We start from the raw sequence: 19,916 nt of genomic DNA, 5'->3' as shown, positions 1-19,916 counted from the left end.
CGTTAAACATAGCCCTTTATCATTCTTTTTAAAGAACGAAATTATTTGTTTTTATTACTTTCTCAATTACATGCTTTAATTTACTTTCAAACTTATATATTATAGATATTTTCAAATTTATAATCCTCTTTTTTTTTATATAAATTGAAACTGAACGCCAAAAAAATTCATTATAAAGAACAATTAGTGTTACGTATACAACACTTACTTTTCATTTAATTCTTCCATTCTACAGCTTTTACAATACTTTGAATTACCCTTTGTTGATCTTCTGCTAACATATTAGATCCTGAAGGCAAACAAATTCCACTTTGAAATAGGTACTGCGACACATCTTCATTTTTGCTATGCGGATAATACTGCTTCTCTTTAAAGAGCGACTGCATATGAAGTGGCTTCCACATAGGACGCGCTTCAATATTCTCTTCTGCTAAAATTCTCAACAATTTCCCAATAGAGATCCCGGATTCCTTTTCATCAATTGTCAATGTAGTAAGCCAACGATTAGAGCGAGTATTTTCTAATTCAGGCATAAAATAAAACCCTGGCATGTGAGATAGCGCTTCGTAATAACGTTTATATATAAATCTTCTAGCTCTCACCCTATCTTCTAATACTTCTAATTGTCCTCTACCAATACCAGCTAAAATATTACTCAGTCGATAATTATACCCTATCTCACTATGCTCATAATGTGGAGCTGGATCCTTTGCTTGTGTCGCTAAAAATCTCGCTCTTTCCAATGCTTCTACATCATTAGAAACTAGCATTCCACCACCTGAAGTTGTAATAATTTTATTTCCATTAAATGAATAAACACCAAATTTTCCAAATGTACCACTTGCTTTTCCTTTATATGTAGATCCAAGAGATTCTGCTGCATCCTCAACTATAGGAACATTATATTGATGACAAAGTAAGAGAATTTCATCTAGTTTAGCACTCTGACCATATAAATGAACAAGAATGATAGCCTTAGGTAAATTTCCCATTTTATTAGCTTCATATAATGCATGTGACAATGCACTCGGTGACATATTCCAGGTTTCCGGTTCTGAGTCAATAAATACCGGTTCAGCTCCCAAATAAACAATCGGATTTGCACTCGCTACAAAAGTAAAACTAGAACAAAATACTGTATCTCCTTTTTGAATACCTAATAACCGCAAAGCTAAATGAATAGCAGCAGTACCTGAACTAACTGCAGTACCTCCCCTAACTCCTACAAAAGATGCAAATTCCCGTTCAAACTCATCGACATTTGGTCCAAGAGGAGCAACCCAGTTTGTATCAAATGCATTTTGGACATATTTTTGTTCATTCCCACTCATGTGCGGAGAGGATAGGTAAATTCGCTTTTTATGCTGAACTGTGTGCATGTAAACACATCCTTTATACATATTTAAATACTATGTATCTAAAAACATATGCTTTAATACAGATATATCAGATAATCTCCTTAAATTATCAATTGTATAATGTGCTTTATAAGCTTGCTCAGCTATAAGATTATGGTAAATTCCATCTTCTCTATTAATATGAATCGTTAACCATTTCAATTTCTTGGCCGTTATAAAATCCTTACTTAAATTATCTCCTATATAGACACATTGCTCATGAGGAACCTGTAATTCCTTACTTATTTTTTCATAAGGAATTTTGCTTGGTTTCCAACATTCTTTTCCTAGCTTATCAGTGAGAACTATTGAATGAACCCTCTCTTTTAACTTTAATGCATTTATTTTTCTTTCTTGAGCAACTAAATACCCATCCGAAATAAGTCCTATTTTAACGGTATTAACTAAATTATTTAGTACCCAATCCGCTTCATCCAACAATTGAATATCTGGTTTATGGAACCTATACTGTTCTATCAAATTACTAATCAATTTTTCATCATAATATATGTCTAACTTTTCAAGTGTTTTATTAAACACAAGCTTTCTTTCACCTAAATTGAATAATTGAATTGCGATATTATAAAAACCAATTTTTCCATAGTTATCTTTAATCCAATCATCCACTGCCTTAAAGCCACTTACGACATAATCTTTCTCTTTATATAAAGTATCATCCATATCAAAAATAATTGCTTGAATCACCATATTAAACAATCTCCATAAAAACCGCTTCATCGTATCTAAGCATTGTTAAATTTCCTCTCCAATTAAAGTCTTTATCTATAAAGACTTCCCCCTGACACATTTTAATTGTCCAAAGTGGAAAATTCGCTCCTGCTTCTATTGATAGTGGTATTCCTCCTCCAAAACGAGGGTTTATTTCAATAAACGTAATTTGCCCATCCTCCTTTTTAAAACATTGTAAAGTAATACACCCAATAGGATTAGGAAGAGCTTTTATTACAGTTTCTGCTGCTTGGATGATTTCAAAATCTTTCTTGGTCACACCTTTACTTACCTCACCTGCTCGTGTCTCTATACGCAATCTAGGAACGATCGTTTTTATATTCCCATAGAAATCTACCATGACATCTATAGTGTATTCCTCTCCTGAAACGTACTCTTGTATCATAGCGTTAGGTATATACTCCTTAAAAAATTCCAATTCCTTTTCATTCATTATTTTTGTTACACCTTTACTAGAACTGCCATCATAAGGTTTAATTAATAGCGGAAATTGATATTCTTTTCTTCCAATCTCTTCATCACTATACACTCTAGGAGTTGGTATATTATTAGAGACAAAAAAGTTATATGTGTATTTTTTGTTATTAGCAATTTTATTTAATTCCATACTAGAAACTAGTACTTTTACACCAATACCTTCAAAAACCTCCGAATTATTAGCCATAAGGATTAATTCTGTATCAATTAACGGAATTATTAGATTTATCATTTCAGATCTACATATTTTTAACAATTCATTTATATATCCTTCTTCATTTACACGCGGAACAATAAAATGCTTATCGCTAAAGTAAATGGTAGGAGCAGTTTCTTTTAAGTCTGCAGTAAAGATTTTCCCTTTGATTCCTACTTGTTCAAATACCTCCTTAAATTTTTTAATTAAAGTGACCCTCCTACCAGAACTAGTAAACAAAATGTTCATTTTATTCCCCCCCATGCTCGATTTCCCCCTTAAAAGCTGGCATAGTAACATGCTTATTATTTGTTATTCCTTCCGATTTTAAAACCTTACTAAAAGTTAGATATAAAATTTTCAAATCTAAAAGAAAATTTTGATTCTCAACATACCATACATCTAATTTAAATTTCTCATCCCATGAGATACTATTTCTTCCATTAATTTGAGCCCATCCAGTGATTCCCGGTCTAACATTATGCCTTTTAGCTTGCTCTTGCGAATATAAAGGCAAATATTCCATTAATAATGGCCGAGGGCCCACCAAACTCAATTGACCTTTTAGTACATTTATTAATTGTGGTAATTCATCTAAACTATATTTTCTAAGGGATTTTCCAAATTTAGTTAATCTAACGTGATCAGATAGCAGCTCCCCATTACTATCTCTAGCATCAGTCATCGTGCGAAACTTATAAAGATAAAAAGGATGTCCATGTATACCTGGACGTTGTTGTTTAAATAGGATAGGTGAGCCTATTTTGAACTTAACTAGGACCGCTACTAAAAGAATGACATGAAAGAAACACAATAATAATAATAAAGAAATAAGTATATCAAAGAGTCTTTTCATTAATAATCATACTCCTTGCTAATATTTTTACGAATGCCGTTTTCAAAGATAAATATATAAACCAAAAGACATTTGTTACAAACTTATCTCATTTCACTATACATCTTAGAAAAAAATGTAAGCCTTGTATTTTTCAGTTCCCTTTTTTATTTATACATTTAGCTCCCCTTTAATTTATTGTAATTTTTTAATTATTAACTTATTCCATTCACTTATTATTTCATATAAAACAACTACTTCTATTAAATAGACAATTGTCCCATTTATTTCAATGAAAAAAGCTATCCAATCGCTCTTTGATTATTACGTGCAATAAAACTCCTGTTATCAATCATTCGCTCTATAGGTTTATATATAAAATTTATTACATACGATGAGGCAATACATAACGTTATCAACCAAATAAAAATTATGATTGGATATCTAGGCGCAAATATAAGCCCTGGAAAAATTGACATATAAAAAAACATATGAGTCAACCATATGTTTGTCGAATGCTCCCCCAAAAGGGCTAATATATGTTGTATAACACTACTCTTATTCATAAGAATAAAGAAACTAATAAATGCAATAGCGATAAAAGGAGCGATAATCATAGATTCATAAAAAGCATGTAAAACTATTAACATAATAATCCCTATAGTACAAAGTATATTCTTATAAGGCATGTAATAAAATTTATTATATAGTTTTGAATAAATTTTTTCTTTCGCAAAAATAGTACCCACAATAAATGGAAGTAAAGATGTACCAACCAATACCACGGCATTTACTGACATGCCTAAAATTGTATGATGCCCAACATCCAAAACATTTTTTATACGTTGAATATAGCTCACTAAATATATGATCCCAAAAACCAGTAACAAACTTAATGAATTATATCTCCTCACCAATTTAGTCAATAGTGGCGCTAAAAAGACAAGAATAATATATGTCTGTAAAAACCACCATGCACCATTATATGAAGATGACAGTACAAAGACGTTGAGAAAGAACTTTATTATACCACCTGAGAAAACCTCTGATTTACCTGCAAAAAATCCAACAACAACAAATAGAACAAGCACTATCCAATAGTTCATTAATAATTTTAGAATACGTATACGGTTTCTACTTACATTTAATCTTTGCTCTTTATAAAAAATTACATATAAACCATAACCACTTATAAAACAATATATAGGTACACATGCATCTCCAAATAATGCTAAGTAGTAAACTAGCGGTGTTCCGTTGATTGTTAAAAAGTTTTCATACATCCCGTTAACTTCTTTCCTAGCAAACAAGTGAAGTAACAACATGAGTAATATAGCTGCTCCTTTTAACATTTTTGTATCACTTTTTGAAATTTCCATACAATCAAATCTCCTCCTTTCATATCTGCTGGTTTCTTGTTATGTATTCCATATCAGTTATTTTATTTAAATCGTATATATTTAATTTTAGCTATCGTTATATGGCACTTCTTCCTAAAGTTCTAAAAACTCAGCATAAATAAAAAGCCACTATGCCTATGAAAACATGGTAGCCTTTCTCTTTTAATATTAATTAATTAAACACATCACACATTCATTTGACCAAACGTTACAAACACCGCCAATGGACCAATTTCCTTCCATACAATATCGTTATCAGTAATAGTACCACTGGAAATTGTAGAAAACGTGGGTGAGATTGTATGTGACGTACCATTATTTAAAGCTTCATATACATGGTTACCAAAACTAATTCTACTTCCTTTCACATAACTTTTAGATGCTGTCCACGTTTGATTATTTGCATATCCAGCTTTAGAACAAATCCAACCAATATATCCTCCTGCAATTGGATTTGAATTTCTCACTTCTTGTCCTAATCTGTAATACCCTGTTGTTGGGATAGTTGATATTCGATAGTATGGATCTAGCACACCGTTCACAATATTTCCTTGTAAAAATTCTTTTCCTGTAATCATCATTGTTGCATTATTTAACATGTTATTCTGCATTACAACTTGAAGTGTATTACTCGCTGTCCTATTGTCTATTCCAACTTGCGTTAAATTTATTGCAGTTATATTATTATTTTGGATTACTGCCTGCTTACCTGCAAATTCCCCATCTAAAATAACAATCGTTCTTTGAAGAGTATCATTTGTAATTTTTATAACATTTCCACTTAGCACTATATCATCAGATACATTTTGAACATTTAAGACTGTTCCATTCGGTTTTTCAATATGACAATTAATCATCTTGAACGATTTGAGGTTATTTAATGTAAGAAACGTATTGTTTTTATCCTTACTAATGAACTTACAATCTCTTAATTCTAAAAAGTTTGTATTACTTGTGATACCCAACAAATCAATTTCCTTAAAAAAACAATTTGTGTATGTTCCTGCAAATAAGGTTGGGTTTTTAACATTATTAAATAGTGTATTTTCAAATATCCATCCTGATTTAAATGTTCCTGCTGTTACATAATTTAAATACAACACATCTTGTCCTTCAAACACGCAGTTTGAAATTATTTGTGGCTCATTTTTCACCTCTAAAGTCCATTGATACAATGATGACAAAGAAGTTAGTTTATCAGCATCGTTAAAAAAACGACATGAATCAACTTTAACCACATATGGAAAAGGTGTATCAATAATCATCTTACTATTGCAAAAAACATTACTTAGTATGTTAATAGACCTATTCGCATATGCACCCTGCGTGTTTATTTGTGTGCCATAAACGTAATTATTAGAGAAAATAACATCTCCTGACAAAGCAATCTTTGTTAGTCGAATATTATTTCCTGCCACTATTACCCTATCCGCACCACCATTAATAGCTACCCCAACATAAGCATTTGATACTGTATTCATAATAGAATTATCTAATACATAAATAAATTTCCCATTTACAACAATAATATTATAATTTTTATTATCATGAAAATTATTTCTTTCAATATAGATATATTGGTTTAAATCATATCCATCTTCAATATCAATTCCACTTTGTGGATTAGTACCTGCAATATGATGAATATTATTATCTCGAATGTATACATTCTTTGCACCACATACACTGATTCCTTGTCTACGACAATCATGTAAATCACATTTCTCAATATACGTATATTGAGGGAACGAAGGCACTCGAACATTTATTAAGCAATTTGTAGGAACAGGCACATTACCTTGATGCAGAACGATTTTAGCATAACTTGCTCCTTTAGGAACCTCTACTTCATCAAAAAATTGCACATTAATTTTTGAAGATATAAATACATTACTTAGAGTATAAAAAATCACATCATAATAATCGCATTTTATATCAGAGCCCAATGCTCCAAATCCATTTCCATATAAACCGAAGTAACCATACTTTACAATAGCCACTTGGGTCATATTAATTTTCAACTTGGAACGTATCTTTGTTGTACTACTTATTAATGAACCATCTGTTGCATTAATTGCTCCCTGTTCAAATGAACTTGCTAATGATGTAGGAAAAGGTGAAATCTGCCCAAAAGTACTGTTCAGTGTAATGGCATCTCCTGTACAATCTAAAATATCTAGATTATCTAAAGATAGAAACCTTATATTGTTCCCCCCATCGGCAGGCGGAGTAAAACTCCCTACTTCAATTCCATACCCTCCCTCATGTGTTCCTCCACTTGAATAATCATGCGTATCTCTATCTCCTTGGATAACACCATTTGTAACCCTAGAATAAATCTGATTTTTACGGAAACTGATAATTGCATAACCTGTCAATTTATTTGTTTCCATTTTTAAGATTGAACCATTTAAATTCAGTGTAAGGTAGCTTTGAGGTTCAATAGGATTTTGTTTATCAATTAAATATATACCTTTTGGTAATACAACTTCTGTATATCCTTGTTGCGACGCCCAAACTAAAGCATTATTAATCCCTTGAGAAGTATTAACGGCATCAGTTCCATCATTCTTAACATTCCACCTATCTAATTCTAATGTATATATACTTGAAGAATTTAGAATCCCTAACGATTTTGGTATCCATTTTGACTGATTACTATCATAAGTCAAAATATCTTCATTAGAAGGCGGTTTGGTTACAAAATTCAAATCACTCAAACTTCCAAGATTCGCCTTTCTGATCCACATCAATTTTCACCTCTTTTTCACTTTTCTATATATTATGTTCAGTAAGGTAAATTGATTGGATATAGTAGAATTAATTGCACTTTATAAATATCAATACAGAAATTCACTATTCAGAAAGACCTTTTATAATCCCTTTCTTCTTTCCTAAAAGATTTTCTCCAACTCATTATTTTCAGTATACTTACCAAAAATCGGAGAATATTTTCTATTTTCATAACGAATCACAATTAGTTAGATTACAGGAATCTTAGCAATAATATTTTTAATACCCCTTTTGATTTTCCCCTTTCTATACATTTTTTCATCTAGTACGTATAAATAAACTATATTTTTATATTCGATAGCATCTAAATATTCCTTTGAAAAGTAGTCCCTAGAACCCTCGTTATGCAAACATTCTATTACCTTTTCATTCGAAACATACTTTTCTATTAATTCTCTAATGTGCATTTCACCAAGGTTGCTATTAAATAAATTATATAGACATGTTTTAAATGTATTTAGAAACATTATACTAATTCCATTGTATTGCTTTTGTTGAGTATCTAAATAATATTTATTAATAACTTCTTTTTGTATTTGATAGCCATTGACCATATCCTCAAATAAATACGGCATATATTTACTTGTTAGTCCACCCATCCTATAATAATATAAAGCCTGATCAATAATTGTTATCCTATTTGATTTTATAAACATTTCCAAATTATAAAAGAGATCGCCACCCAGAAAATGTATTTTATTCAAATACTCCCCACAACTTTCGAGTATCTCCCTTTTATATAGCTTTGCATATAACGAAGGTGGGAATGGGTGTCCCCAAAAGTATGCCACTACCAATTCTTTCCTTATCTCCTCCTTATCATAAATTCTATTATTATCGAAGTATTCACTTTTATTTTTTTTCTTAATCAACACACCGTTACCTAAAACTTTATACGTATTACAAACTTTAATATCTGCAGAACTTTCAACAGATTGTTTATATAATATTTCAACCATTCTTTTGTCAATCCAGTCATCTGCATCTACAAACATGACATAATCAGAACTCGAAGCTTCTATGCCTTTTTTTCGAGTTGTAATACTCCCCTCATTTTTTTATTCATTACAATGATTCTTTTATCTTGTCTTTCATATTTCCTACATATATTCAAACTACTATCTGAGGATCCATCATTCACCAAAATCAATTCCAAATCCTCAAATGTCTGATTAAGAATAGAATTTATACATTTATCAAGTTTTTTCTCTGCATTATAAATAGGTCTTACTATACTTACCTGACTCATAAACTTCACCTCCCTTTGTAGATATCATCTTCACTATTTTCTCTCCATTATCTAACATTTCAAGTGGTGAGATTCAAAAACTTATTCATAAATAGGTCTTACTTGAATTTTTATGTGCTAATCGTCTAGATATTATTTTAATGGTAAGTGTTTTGAATATATCGATTAAATATTCAAACTCTTTAGTTTTTCTGAAAACCAATAAGAAAATTGCATTTGGAATAACTAAACATAAAACGCTACGTATTACTATATTAATGACCATAGAATTATTAAAGATATTGCCCAAAATATCCGTTATTATAACAGCAACTAACACCAGTACTATAAACAAACCATATCTGGCAAAATATAATTTCACTGATTTTTTGAAAACTAAGTTATATATAATATAAGGATCGTACCAGAAGTAAGTACACAATCTACTGATGATGGTTCCAAAAAACACACCTGCAATTCCTATGTGTTTCGCGAGAATTATAGAAACTATAATATTTATAACAGCCGCTATAATAGGTCTATATTTTCCTTTTTTAAATAAACCAGTGGTTTCTCTAAAAGTCGTGGCCGCATTTTGCATTCCAGCAGTAAAAAAATTTAGTATTATGGCAAAAACTATATATTTATCAAACACATAATTTTCACCTAACCATAAAGTTATAAATGGATTCATTAAATTCCAAAGACAAACCGTACAAAATCCATATATCCAAAAATTAGCGAAATTAATCACACGAAAAATAAAATATTTTTTTTCTGCATCTTCTTTAACATTTAAATTTCCGACACTGGCAGTAATAGAATAAAAAAGATACCCTAACAAGGTATTTAATGTGTTTAAAATCAACAAATAGTTCGAATACATACCAACCCAAATAATTCCAACGAATTTAGAGATAACAATATTATCAGTTCCGTTAATTACTACACCACTAATTTTGTATAATAATAACGCATATAAATTTTCAAAAAATATCTTTCTATCCTCTTTGGATAGTTTTGCATTATTTTTCTCTTTTAAATATGGATATAATTTATTTGCCGTATTTGCAATATATATATTTTCAATTACTCTTAATGCTAATTGAACTATTAGCACCATAATATAATTACCTGTAGCTACCAATAAAAAAACTTGTAAAGAGTGAGATATAATTATGAATATACTGTGTATTTTAGATATAATATGATTACGTTGATCAGCGATAATAATTGATTGCTTATACACAAAATAATATGATGAAACTGAACTTACTAAAAATAAGAGATAGATAATGTTAATATTTTCAATTGTAGTATGAGCATTCGTTATATAAGGAAGAAATGGTAATAGTGCTAATCCTATCAATAAAACTATTAATCCTATTAATCTGTATGCTTTTTGGTATAAGTTCATTAATGCCTGTATTTTATAAATATCCTTTTCAGCTAAAGGCCTGTATAAACTATAAATTATAGCAGTATCAAAACCCAAATTAGCTAGCGAAAACATAATTAATATACTTGTAAAAAGTCCATCCACACCTAAATATTCTATGCCAAGTATATAAATAAAAACAGTTCTAACAATAACCCCCATACCAGTACTAATTATTTGTCCAGACAAACCGAATAATATATTTTTTAGGGAATTTTGTATCCTCATAATAATACCTTCTATTTTTAATTGTTTTGTTTAAGTATTGCATTTACTTTAATACGAATCTTTCTTTTTAAAATAGGAAAAAATTTTGTTACTCTATATTTTAGTAATGCTTTTCTTCGCTGCGCTTTAAAATCATAATCTAAAAACCAATCTAGTAAATCTTTATCTAATATATAAGTGTAGTTTTGCTTCATCCGAACTTGAATTAGATTCCAATACATAACAATAAACGTATTTGTAAAAAACTTCACCTCATTATTTAAAGATGTTTTGACGTACTGAAAAAGATTATTTGGGATATTGAATCCATATTCACGCGGATCTTTTCCTTCAGCAATAATTCCCATAATAGTTCTTAAACATTTTTCACATTTACAACAATTTTCTTCATTTTTAAAACATACCCTGATATTAACCGACTCCTTATTAGTTGAATAATGATCAACAACTACTTTAACCTTATCCTGCCTAGTAAGTTCGTATCCATCGTGAAAAACCTCACCCGATGCATATTTTATTTCGTTGTCCACTGTTGGATCAGATGCACAAGTAACTTGATATAAAGGGGAATTAGAACTTGCAATATATATGCATTTTATCTTAAGTTTGAAAGCTATAGGAATAGCTGCAGATATTATTGCTAATCCATGGTGTAATCCATGCCACCATGTATCTTCTAATTTATTTCTAAAGTCATGATCAACATTCCCCGCAATTATAAAAGTACCATAATTAGATTGTATAAGAATGTTTTCTAATCCATTATCTTTTGCAAAATTTATAACATTCTCTTTATCTGCATCCCACACATTACTGCTCTCTATACCATCTTCATGCCATCCATATTCAGTAACCAATAACGGCTTTTTATCCTTTATTCTTATAAAAGTAGTAAGTGCATCAAGGCCTCCACTAAATAAAGATGCTGCCTCTAGTCTAGGAATATAAGTATTTTCAACAATTTTATCTACAACAATAGAACCCATAAATTTGACATTAGGAAACATGTTTTGATATGCATTCTTTATATTATTTAGACAGACATAAAAGGATTGATCTAATTCTTTTATCACTATCGTTGAATCAGTAATCCATATAAGAGGGACTACATTTGCAACAAATGGAATAGCTAAAATGCTATTTGGAATATCAGATAAATCATAGTTGTATTCAAGAAACATATGATTACTTGTCTTAAAATACTTTTGTAAATTCCCCTTGATACTAAAAAAGTAATCAACTCTGCTATGTTTTACGATAATTTTATCAAGAATTATACTATTCATTTTTTCCTCCTTATAAATCGCCTCATTTACCATAGAATTTTGGTTGATTGGAGAATTGTTTTAACCATAGATTTACCACATCAAAATCTACCTTAACATCTGTTATTATTTCTGAATTAATCATTTTTTCAAGATTAATAAAGTCAGCTCTATCGATTAAATTTAAATTGTATGTCTCGCCCATCCCCTGGGCTCTTTCATCTATTGAAATAATTATTGTACGTTTTTTATGTCGCATTGCAAATATACCGCCATGTAAACGCGTTCCGATATAATCCACCTCTGTATTAAGTATTTTTTCGTATTCTTCTATAGTAGGTGGCACAATTTTTATTCCTTGTATATCTTTTAATTTTTTAAAATATTCAAAATCACCCGCATCTTGTATCCAAAAATAAACGTTTTTATAATTTCTATTAAGTACATCTATCAATAATTGATCCTTTACAAAATCCTTAGAATGATGAGTAAGTGTAAAAACTACTGAGTCTGATTTTTTTGTTGGGATTTCCTTGCAAAACTCAGGTGTAAGGGACCATAATGTTGCACAGCCTGTATTTAAAGCTTTAAACCCCATTTCTTCTAAAAACCTTTTCGTTCTTTCGTCCCTAACACTATGTATATATTCATGTGATAGCACTTTCTTATATAACAACTTGGTATATTTATTTATCTTATTTCCTTTCCCTGCACCAACACCAACTAGAATACTCCCTTTTAAAGGACCACAATTAAACATATTAATATTCCATTGAGGAAAGTGAGTAAGCATATCCATCACTAACAAGTTTGAACCGCCTACAAACTTATATTTAGCACTACTATAAATCTGTACTCGATGTGATTTTCTTGCTACTTGATACCAATGAAACGGTGAAACATGGGTGGGTAATGTTAAAACATATGCATTTTTAGTTATATCAGATAGCTGGTACTTTACACACTTCATTATTATGTCATCGCCCTTATTAAGAGAACCTACCGACGTATCTAACACTAAAACATTATCCATGAAAACACTTCCTCCAAATATCTTTTATACATATAATAAAAGATTTTTTAGTTTTATAAATTAATCAATTATCACTCAATTAATCTATATATCTTTTCCACTTCTCTTTCATTACCATAATTTCGTTGACTAACATTATTCACAATTTCAGTTCTGAATTCGACATCATCAACCAGCTTTTTTATTCCCTCTACAATCCCATCTACACCCATTGGACAAATATATCCATCTACACCATTCTCTAACTGGCTTTTTGCAGTTGGAAAATTAGTTATAAGTACTGGTTTATTAAGGATCTGTGCCTCACGTACTGTCACAGCCTTCCCTTCATATCTGGATGGTTGTACATATATATCACATGCCTTTATGTACGGATATGGATTAGTCTTCTTGCCTAGTAGAAAGAATCTACCTTGAAGCTCTAGTTTATCTATCATTTTTTCAAGTTCAGTCTCTTGAGGTCCATATCCAACAATGTACCACTCAATATCGTACCCTTGATCCAATAATTTCCGAAAGGCATATATAGCATCATCGATTCCCTTAGCATATGAAAGTCTACCAACAGTAACAAGTTTGATCCGTTCAAGGCCAACTGGTATTTCATGATTAACATCTTGATTAGATTGCTCACATATAAACTCGGGAGATATTATATTTTCAATAACCTCTACCTTTTTATTAATATAAGGAACGTTACTAAGAAATGTATCTCTACAACTTTCAGAGACAGCCACAATATCATCTATTTCTTTCCACATTTTATATTCCATACCTTTATTTAGCTGTATATTCGAATAATCAGTATGAATCCATCCAATTTTTCTTTTTGCTCGAACTTTATTACCTATGAAATAATGTGGCCACAAAAAACTAATCGCAACATCATACTCTTCTTCCAATTTCGGAAGAAATGGAAGAGACATTCTCCATCCATATTGAATGACAAAGTACCCTGGTTCTTCACTTTTCACATATCTGCCATGCACAGTACCCATAACTTTCCCTATCAACCTTGTTATCCCAATAGAGATATGCCCCTCTTTTACTATCTGTTTAATTGATTTTCTAAAAGTAGTGTATTTTTGTAATTCCTGTAATAAATTTGGTTCTTTCGGTAGTAAAGTGAAAAATTCTCCTTCATGTTTTAATAACATTAAATCTACATCATATCTACTGTAATCAATTGTATTTAGTAAACCAATCAAACTTCTTTCTACCCCACCAATTGCCAAATCAAAAGATGTAATCAATATTTTTTTCTTTTTCATCCTCGAATACCTCACAAAATCTATTGTGGATTTCTATTATTTCATATGACTTTTTTTGCTATCTCCGGCCAACAAATCACCATATGAATCCAGTGTATAAATTAGCAATAAACCAGATTACCTTATAACTTCCTTATCCTCTATTCCGTACAAAGTTAACCAATCAAGAATATTATTATTAATATCAAAACCTAATTTTGAAATGTTATTAATTATAACTCCCTTTTCAGGTCTTTCTTTTAGTAGCGCTTTATAAATTTCTGTAGACCATATTTCAATTTTTTCATCTAAGCCAACAAACGACATTATACCTAACCCCATATCAGTATTTTTAGGTATTGTATCCGCCACAACACAAGGTACGCCTGCACACTGTGCTTCCAATGTCACAATACCAAACCCCTCGAATAAAGAAGGAAAGATAAAAACATCTAAAACATTCATAATTACCGGAACGTCCGATCTCACTCCTAAAAATCTAATATTTTCATAAATACCTAGTTCTTTTGCTTTCAATTCAATAGAAGCTTTTAACGGACCATCCCCTGCTAAAATAGCGATAAAATTCGTATCCCTCTTTAAAATCTCCTTTAATACTTGTAGGATAAAAATATGGTTTTTCGATTCTGAAAAACGACCTATATGCCCAATTAATTTCGCAGCATCCGGTATACAAAGTTCTTTTCTTACACCGTCAATATCCCCTATATCCACATCAATAAATTGATTAATATCTAGTCCGTTTTTAATCAACTGCACCCTATTATCGTTAAGCATCCTTTCACCAAATAAAAAACGGGCCGCTTCAATACTACACGCACAATAATCTGTTCCAGCATATTTAATAATAGATTGCAGAACTTTTAAGGTAACTCTTGCTGCGACTCCAAATCCTTGCGGCCAATTATTACTATGAGAATGACAAATTCTCCTATTTATACCAGCCATCTTTGCAGCCACAGCTACAAAACCACCTTGATAATCCGTATGTGCATGTACAGCCACATATTGACCATTAGACATTATCTTTATAAGTTCTTTAATATATACCAGAGGCCCTACTTTTCCTAGACTCGGTATTCTATATACACTCCCACCTAACGCTGCTATTTCATCTTCATAATCACACTTCCCGCTTCCATGGGATACAAAATCAAATTGGAGTTTCTGTTTATCTATTTTTCTGTATATACTCATCAATAAAGTTTCGGCACCACCCCGATTCATAGCACTGACAATGTGCAAGACTCTTTTGTTTTTTTCAGTCTTAACCATTGAAATCTACCCCAATCTTACAATCAATTCCCTATATTTAATTCTTTATTATCCAAGCAAATTGCTCTTATAGATAATCCCCAAAGTAATTACATGTTCATATACAAAATAAATAAAATAAAATACTAAAACTGCATAATAAATAAGCTTTTGATCTTTATCAGTAAATAACTTTACAACCCAGGAAATTAATATTAATTGATATAATCCAAAATAAATCGAAAACCTTGCAAAAATCCAATTTTGAGTTGAAATAATCATAAAGACTAAACCTAATAATGCCATGTTTACGATATAATCACTTTTCGGAAAAATCTCTCTTAATTTATGTCTTCCAATATAAGCAAGGATAAGCGGAGTTGCTTCCACAGCAACTCGAAGAATATTAGCTCCGCCTTCTTGAAAATCCTTATAGTGACCATATTGTGTATCCCCTATCGCTGCAAAGAGCACTTCTGCAAATTGATTAAACCCGATTACAATAAGCACTGCAAAAAAGAGAAGTATAAATGTTATGGCCGACCAAGCTTTTCTTCGAATTACAAAATAAATCGGAATCAACACAAGGGCGCTTTGATGAAAAGTAGATGCAAACAAAACTATTAAAAAATATTTTTTCCAATTCCCATCTAAAATATATTTTGTGGCTGCAAAAATAATAGCTGCTGTTAAATACTGTCTCACCCCATTCATTGAAACTAAGTACATACCCGATGCTATATATACATATAAACTTAACTCAATCATTCTTGAATATTTATATAAAACCGCTACTATTAATATATTTGTTATTAACGCTGTTATTAAAATTAGAACTTGAGGATCATTCGTATACATTTTTAAAATCATTTGCAAAGTACTAAATCCGATATTCTGGCTATCCTGAACATTCCCCCAATTAAAATCAGAAACTTTAAAAGCGTGCATATAAAAATACGTGTCTCCAATATTATTTCTAAAACCAGATACTACTACAAGAGAAATAGTCGCCATTAAAATCAATAATCGATTCGGCTTTAACACTACGATTTCTGAAGTTACTGGCATAGCAAAATACCGTGCGAAAAACGCTAGTATGAACACTATAAAGAAATTCATCCAAAGTATAGTCATTATTCTTCCCTCTTATCAATCCTAAGTAAATTCCTATATATTTACTTTCATTCTTGTTTTTAATGTAATGTAACTATATAGAATAATTCCAAATGGAACTGCACAAAGGGTAAGCACTTTGCATGGTGACTCTTTTATAAATTTTTTATTCTTCGCAATAATGCTACTTGATACATAATGTACAGCTTGTCTATATTTAAATAATCTATTTGCAAATGGTAGCTTCATCAGTTCCTTACGATAAAAAGCAAAACCTTTTGGATTTTTACAATACTGACTTAGCATATTCATCGAAGAACCATCAGGCATATATTCAACATAACAAAGTGCTTCGTTCATGAGTAACATCTCATGTTTCTGATCCAACATATAGTATTTATATGCCAAACCTACATACTTTTCATTTTTAAAAACCGGATAAGGATACTTCCTAGTTAGTTCTGTGCGATATACTAATTTCTTATCTCCAGTTACACCATGTTTATTGTAAAGATTAAAAAGTGTAGAACGGTCAAGATTGACTGGTAGCTTTGAACCAATTACTGTCCCATCTTTATATAAATCAAGAGCAATAATTCCACTTACTTGGTCATTTCCATTTTCATCCCAAAATGAAATAATTTTCTCTACGGCGTCACTAGGCATTGAGTCATCTGAATCAATGCATACATTAAGTTCTGTATCAATCATCTCGTAAGCTGCATTATGAGCACCATGCATCCCTTGATTCTCTTGCCAGTAATACCGTATGCTTATGCAATCTTCAGAAATCCAAGATTGCACTAACTCCTTTGTATAATCATCAGACCCATCATCTATAATTAACCATATAAAATCTTTACATGTTTGCTGCTTCAAACTTTCATAACACCCCTCAAGACAATATGCTCTATTATATGTAGGGGTAAAAATTGTTAGCTTTTTCAATATGCTCACCTCGATACTGCTACATAAAATTTTTGTGTAAACCCTGTAATATTTTTTATATCGTATCCTTTTTCAGCTAATACATTTTGTTCCACACTTCGCGATACTTGCTTATTCGCTATACTTCGCAATTCCTCTACCCATTTTCTTACATCTAACAAAGAACACTGTTCAACTAAATTCAACCCTAAATCCACATCTTGTGTAATAGTATCTGATATAATACATGGCAAACCCGCCCCTTGTGCTTCAATGAGAGTGACTGGTAATCCTTCATAAATAGACGGAAATACAAATGTATCAAATGCTTGTAATAAGCGATTAATATCACTGCGTATTCCTAAAAATTTAACTTTTTCTGTTAAGTTCAGTTTCTCTACTTTTTTCTCCATTTCTAATCGAAGCGGCCCATCTCCAACTAATAGAAGAATAGAGTTCGGCCTATATTCTATTAATTGAGCAAAAATATCAATTAAAAAAGTATGATTTTTTGGATGTGCGAATCTTCCCACATGTCCAATAACAAAAACATCCCCATGAAGTTTCAGTTCTTTTCTTACGCGCTCTCTAACGTCTGGATTAAATGTAAATTCATCACATTCAATTCCATTTTTCAGTATTTTTGTTGTACTTTCTCTATCGGCAAACAACCATTGCGCTGCAGATACTGAACACGCTAAAAAATGTGTAGCACACGACATAATAAATGCTCCTGCATACCATTTATATAATTTGGCTATAGCCCCACCCTCACTGCTTGTACTATGACTATGCGCAATCCTAACTGGCACCTTCGCTTTTTTAGCTGAACGAAGTACAAAACCGCTCATTTTATCCATATGTGAATGAACGATTTTATATTGTGGATGAGCGTTAAAGAAAGTATCTAGCGCTTTTATATAGCCTCTATGACCAACATCTGTAACGTATGGAATTCGATGAACTTTTCCGCCTAATGTTACTACCTCTTCATCAAATACCCCCTCTTTACAAGTTAAAAAATCAAATTGTACTTTTGAGCGGTCTATATTACGATACAAATTCATAATTAAAGTTTCGGCTCCGCCCCTATTCATATTTACGACTACATGTAATACTCTTAATGGAGTACCCAATTTAAATCCTCCATTTCATCCATATAACTTGTATAAATTTCTTTTTTCTCTTTCAACACTTCATTAACTGAATATTCATTCGTAATACTAGTACGTCCATACTGTCCAAACTTTGCTTGTAATTTAGTATTTTTAGAAATAGTCTCTATTCTTTCAGACATCGCCTGTATATCATCGTGATCTATAATCCAACCATTTTTATTATTAATAATTAACTCCCTATGCCCACGGTTATCAGTAGCTACAACCGGAAGTCCACAAGCCATCGCTTCCATAATATTAACGGGTAAACCTTCTCGGTAACTCGATGCAACTGCAAGATCACATATTTGTAGTAAAGAGGCTATATCATTTCTATAACCAAGAAAGTGCACCTTATTACTCACCCCAAGTTGAGTAGCTAGTTTTTTGCATTCTTTCATTAACGGCCCTTCACCAGCAAGTAAAAGCTTCGCATACGGAATTTCATTTTTCAATTGTGCTAATACACGAATTAAAAAACTTTGGTTTTTATTCTTATTAAATTCAGCAGCATAAAACATTAAAAAATCTTGTGGATTATAGTTAAATTTTAGCTTTAATGCTTGTTTTTCCGTTTCAGTTACTGGGGTAAATCTTTCTATATCTACCCCTACACCGTGAACGAATTTAATATCTTTCGCTTGAAAGCGATGTTTAACTGCTAAATTGTAATCTTCTTGGTTAATTGTTATAAGACAATCTGTATTGATCGCTAAACTTCTTTCAATTGGATAATATAGAAGCCAATTTATGAATGATGCTCCTTTACAAAAGTGGAATCCATGCGCCGTATATATGACCTTCGTTCCTTCCCTCCGTTCCTTCCGAGCAGCTAGACGAGCAATCGCCCCTCCCATAGGCGTATGACAATGAATGATTTTATATTTATTTTGATGAATAATTGATTTTAGTTTTTTATATGCGTGAAGGTTTTGTATGCTAAGAGGTGATCTTTGAATAGGAATATTATATTTTTGAGTAACGTACGGAAGATGTATATTCCCATTCGCTGCAACATGTACTTCCCATCCTTGGTCTGCAAACCATTTCAAATACGGTAAATGAAAAGCTTTAAAATGATAATCCACAGTTGCACAAAACAGAACTTTTTTAGACACCATCCCACGCACCCGTCTTATTATAAATTTTTGCCG

The 19,916-nt window shown here is 31.2% G+C and carries 15 protein-coding genes and 1 pseudogene; all 16 read right to left on the bottom strand.

Going from position 1 to position 19,916, the window contains the following annotated elements; genetic code table 11:
- Positions 1-215: 215 nt before the first annotated feature.
- The 16 genes and pseudogenes from ACUN28_RS10930 to ACUN28_RS10855 all read right to left on the bottom strand — a co-directional run bounded on the left by ACUN28_RS10930 (position 216) and on the right by ACUN28_RS10855 (position 19,883).
- Positions 216-1,379: an aminotransferase class I/II-fold pyridoxal phosphate-dependent enzyme gene (locus tag ACUN28_RS10930; RefSeq protein ID WP_016086742.1), complete on the bottom strand. Its 1,164-nt coding sequence runs from the start codon at positions 1,377-1,379 to the stop codon at positions 216-218.
- 30 nt (positions 1,380-1,409) lie between these two features.
- The gene (locus ACUN28_RS10925) at positions 1,410-2,105 is read right to left on the bottom strand and encodes an HAD family hydrolase (RefSeq protein ID WP_016086741.1); all 696 of its coding nucleotides are present in this window, start codon (positions 2,103-2,105) and stop codon (positions 1,410-1,412) included.
- Position 2,106: 1 nt separating this feature from the next.
- Entirely contained in the window at positions 2,107-3,084 is a 978-nt protein-coding gene (locus tag ACUN28_RS10920; protein WP_016086740.1) for an ATP-grasp domain-containing protein, read from the bottom strand.
- A complete protein-coding gene (locus ACUN28_RS10915) occupies positions 3,071-3,676 on the bottom strand; it encodes a sugar transferase (RefSeq protein WP_016086739.1) in 606 nt (201 codons plus the stop codon). Before ACUN28_RS10915 ends, ACUN28_RS10920 begins: the two co-directional genes overlap by 14 nt.
- Before the next feature lie 281 nt (positions 3,677-3,957).
- On the bottom strand, positions 3,958-5,034 hold the full coding sequence (locus ACUN28_RS10910; protein WP_016086738.1) for an acyltransferase family protein: 1,077 nt from the start codon (positions 5,032-5,034) through the stop codon (positions 3,958-3,960).
- Positions 5,035-5,240: 206 nt separating this feature from the next.
- Positions 5,241-7,805, bottom strand: a complete 2,565-nt coding sequence (locus ACUN28_RS10905; protein WP_016086737.1) for a right-handed parallel beta-helix repeat-containing protein — start codon at positions 7,803-7,805, stop codon at positions 5,241-5,243.
- Between the two features lie 231 nt (positions 7,806-8,036).
- A pseudogene (locus tag ACUN28_RS10900) lies at positions 8,037-9,097 on the bottom strand (glycosyltransferase family 2 protein).
- An 85-nt stretch (positions 9,098-9,182) separates the two neighbouring features.
- Positions 9,183-10,742, bottom strand: a complete 1,560-nt coding sequence (locus ACUN28_RS10895; protein ID WP_016086734.1) for a lipopolysaccharide biosynthesis protein — start codon at positions 10,740-10,742, stop codon at positions 9,183-9,185.
- A 17-nt stretch (positions 10,743-10,759) separates the two neighbouring features.
- Complete coding sequence (locus tag ACUN28_RS10890) at positions 10,760-12,028, bottom strand: hypothetical protein (RefSeq protein WP_016135176.1); 1,269 nt, start codon at positions 12,026-12,028, stop codon at positions 10,760-10,762.
- A gap of 22 nt (positions 12,029-12,050) precedes the next feature.
- The gene (locus ACUN28_RS10885; protein WP_016086732.1) at positions 12,051-13,040 is read right to left on the bottom strand and encodes a polysaccharide pyruvyl transferase family protein; all 990 of its coding nucleotides are present in this window, start codon (positions 13,038-13,040) and stop codon (positions 12,051-12,053) included.
- A 71-nt stretch (positions 13,041-13,111) separates the two neighbouring features.
- Positions 13,112-14,311 (bottom strand): glycosyltransferase, encoded by a 1,200-nt coding sequence (locus tag ACUN28_RS10880; protein WP_016086731.1) that lies wholly within the window; start codon positions 14,309-14,311, stop codon positions 13,112-13,114.
- A 117-nt stretch (positions 14,312-14,428) separates the two neighbouring features.
- Entirely contained in the window at positions 14,429-15,586 is a 1,158-nt protein-coding gene (locus ACUN28_RS10875; protein WP_016086730.1) for a glycosyltransferase family 1 protein, read from the bottom strand.
- Positions 15,587-15,634: 48 nt separating this feature from the next.
- On the bottom strand, positions 15,635-16,699 hold the full coding sequence (locus ACUN28_RS10870; RefSeq protein WP_016086729.1) for an EpsG family protein: 1,065 nt from the start codon (positions 16,697-16,699) through the stop codon (positions 15,635-15,637).
- A 33-nt stretch (positions 16,700-16,732) separates the two neighbouring features.
- Positions 16,733-17,626 carry a glycosyltransferase family 2 protein gene (locus ACUN28_RS10865; protein ID WP_016086728.1) on the bottom strand — a complete coding sequence of 298 codons (894 nt, stop codon included), beginning with the start codon at positions 17,624-17,626 and terminating at the stop codon, positions 16,733-16,735.
- Positions 17,627-17,631: 5 nt separating this feature from the next.
- A complete protein-coding gene (locus tag ACUN28_RS10860; RefSeq protein ID WP_016086727.1) occupies positions 17,632-18,741 on the bottom strand; it encodes a glycosyltransferase family 1 protein in 1,110 nt (369 codons plus the stop codon).
- Positions 18,726-19,883, bottom strand: a complete 1,158-nt coding sequence (locus tag ACUN28_RS10855) for a glycosyltransferase family 4 protein (protein ID WP_016086726.1) — start codon at positions 19,881-19,883, stop codon at positions 18,726-18,728. Before ACUN28_RS10855 ends, ACUN28_RS10860 begins: the two co-directional genes overlap by 16 nt.
- Between the last annotated feature and the right edge of the window lie 33 nt (positions 19,884-19,916).

The organism is Bacillus sp. WC2507 (assembly GCF_052656125.1).
This window is presented reverse-complemented; position numbering and strand designations above follow the sequence as displayed.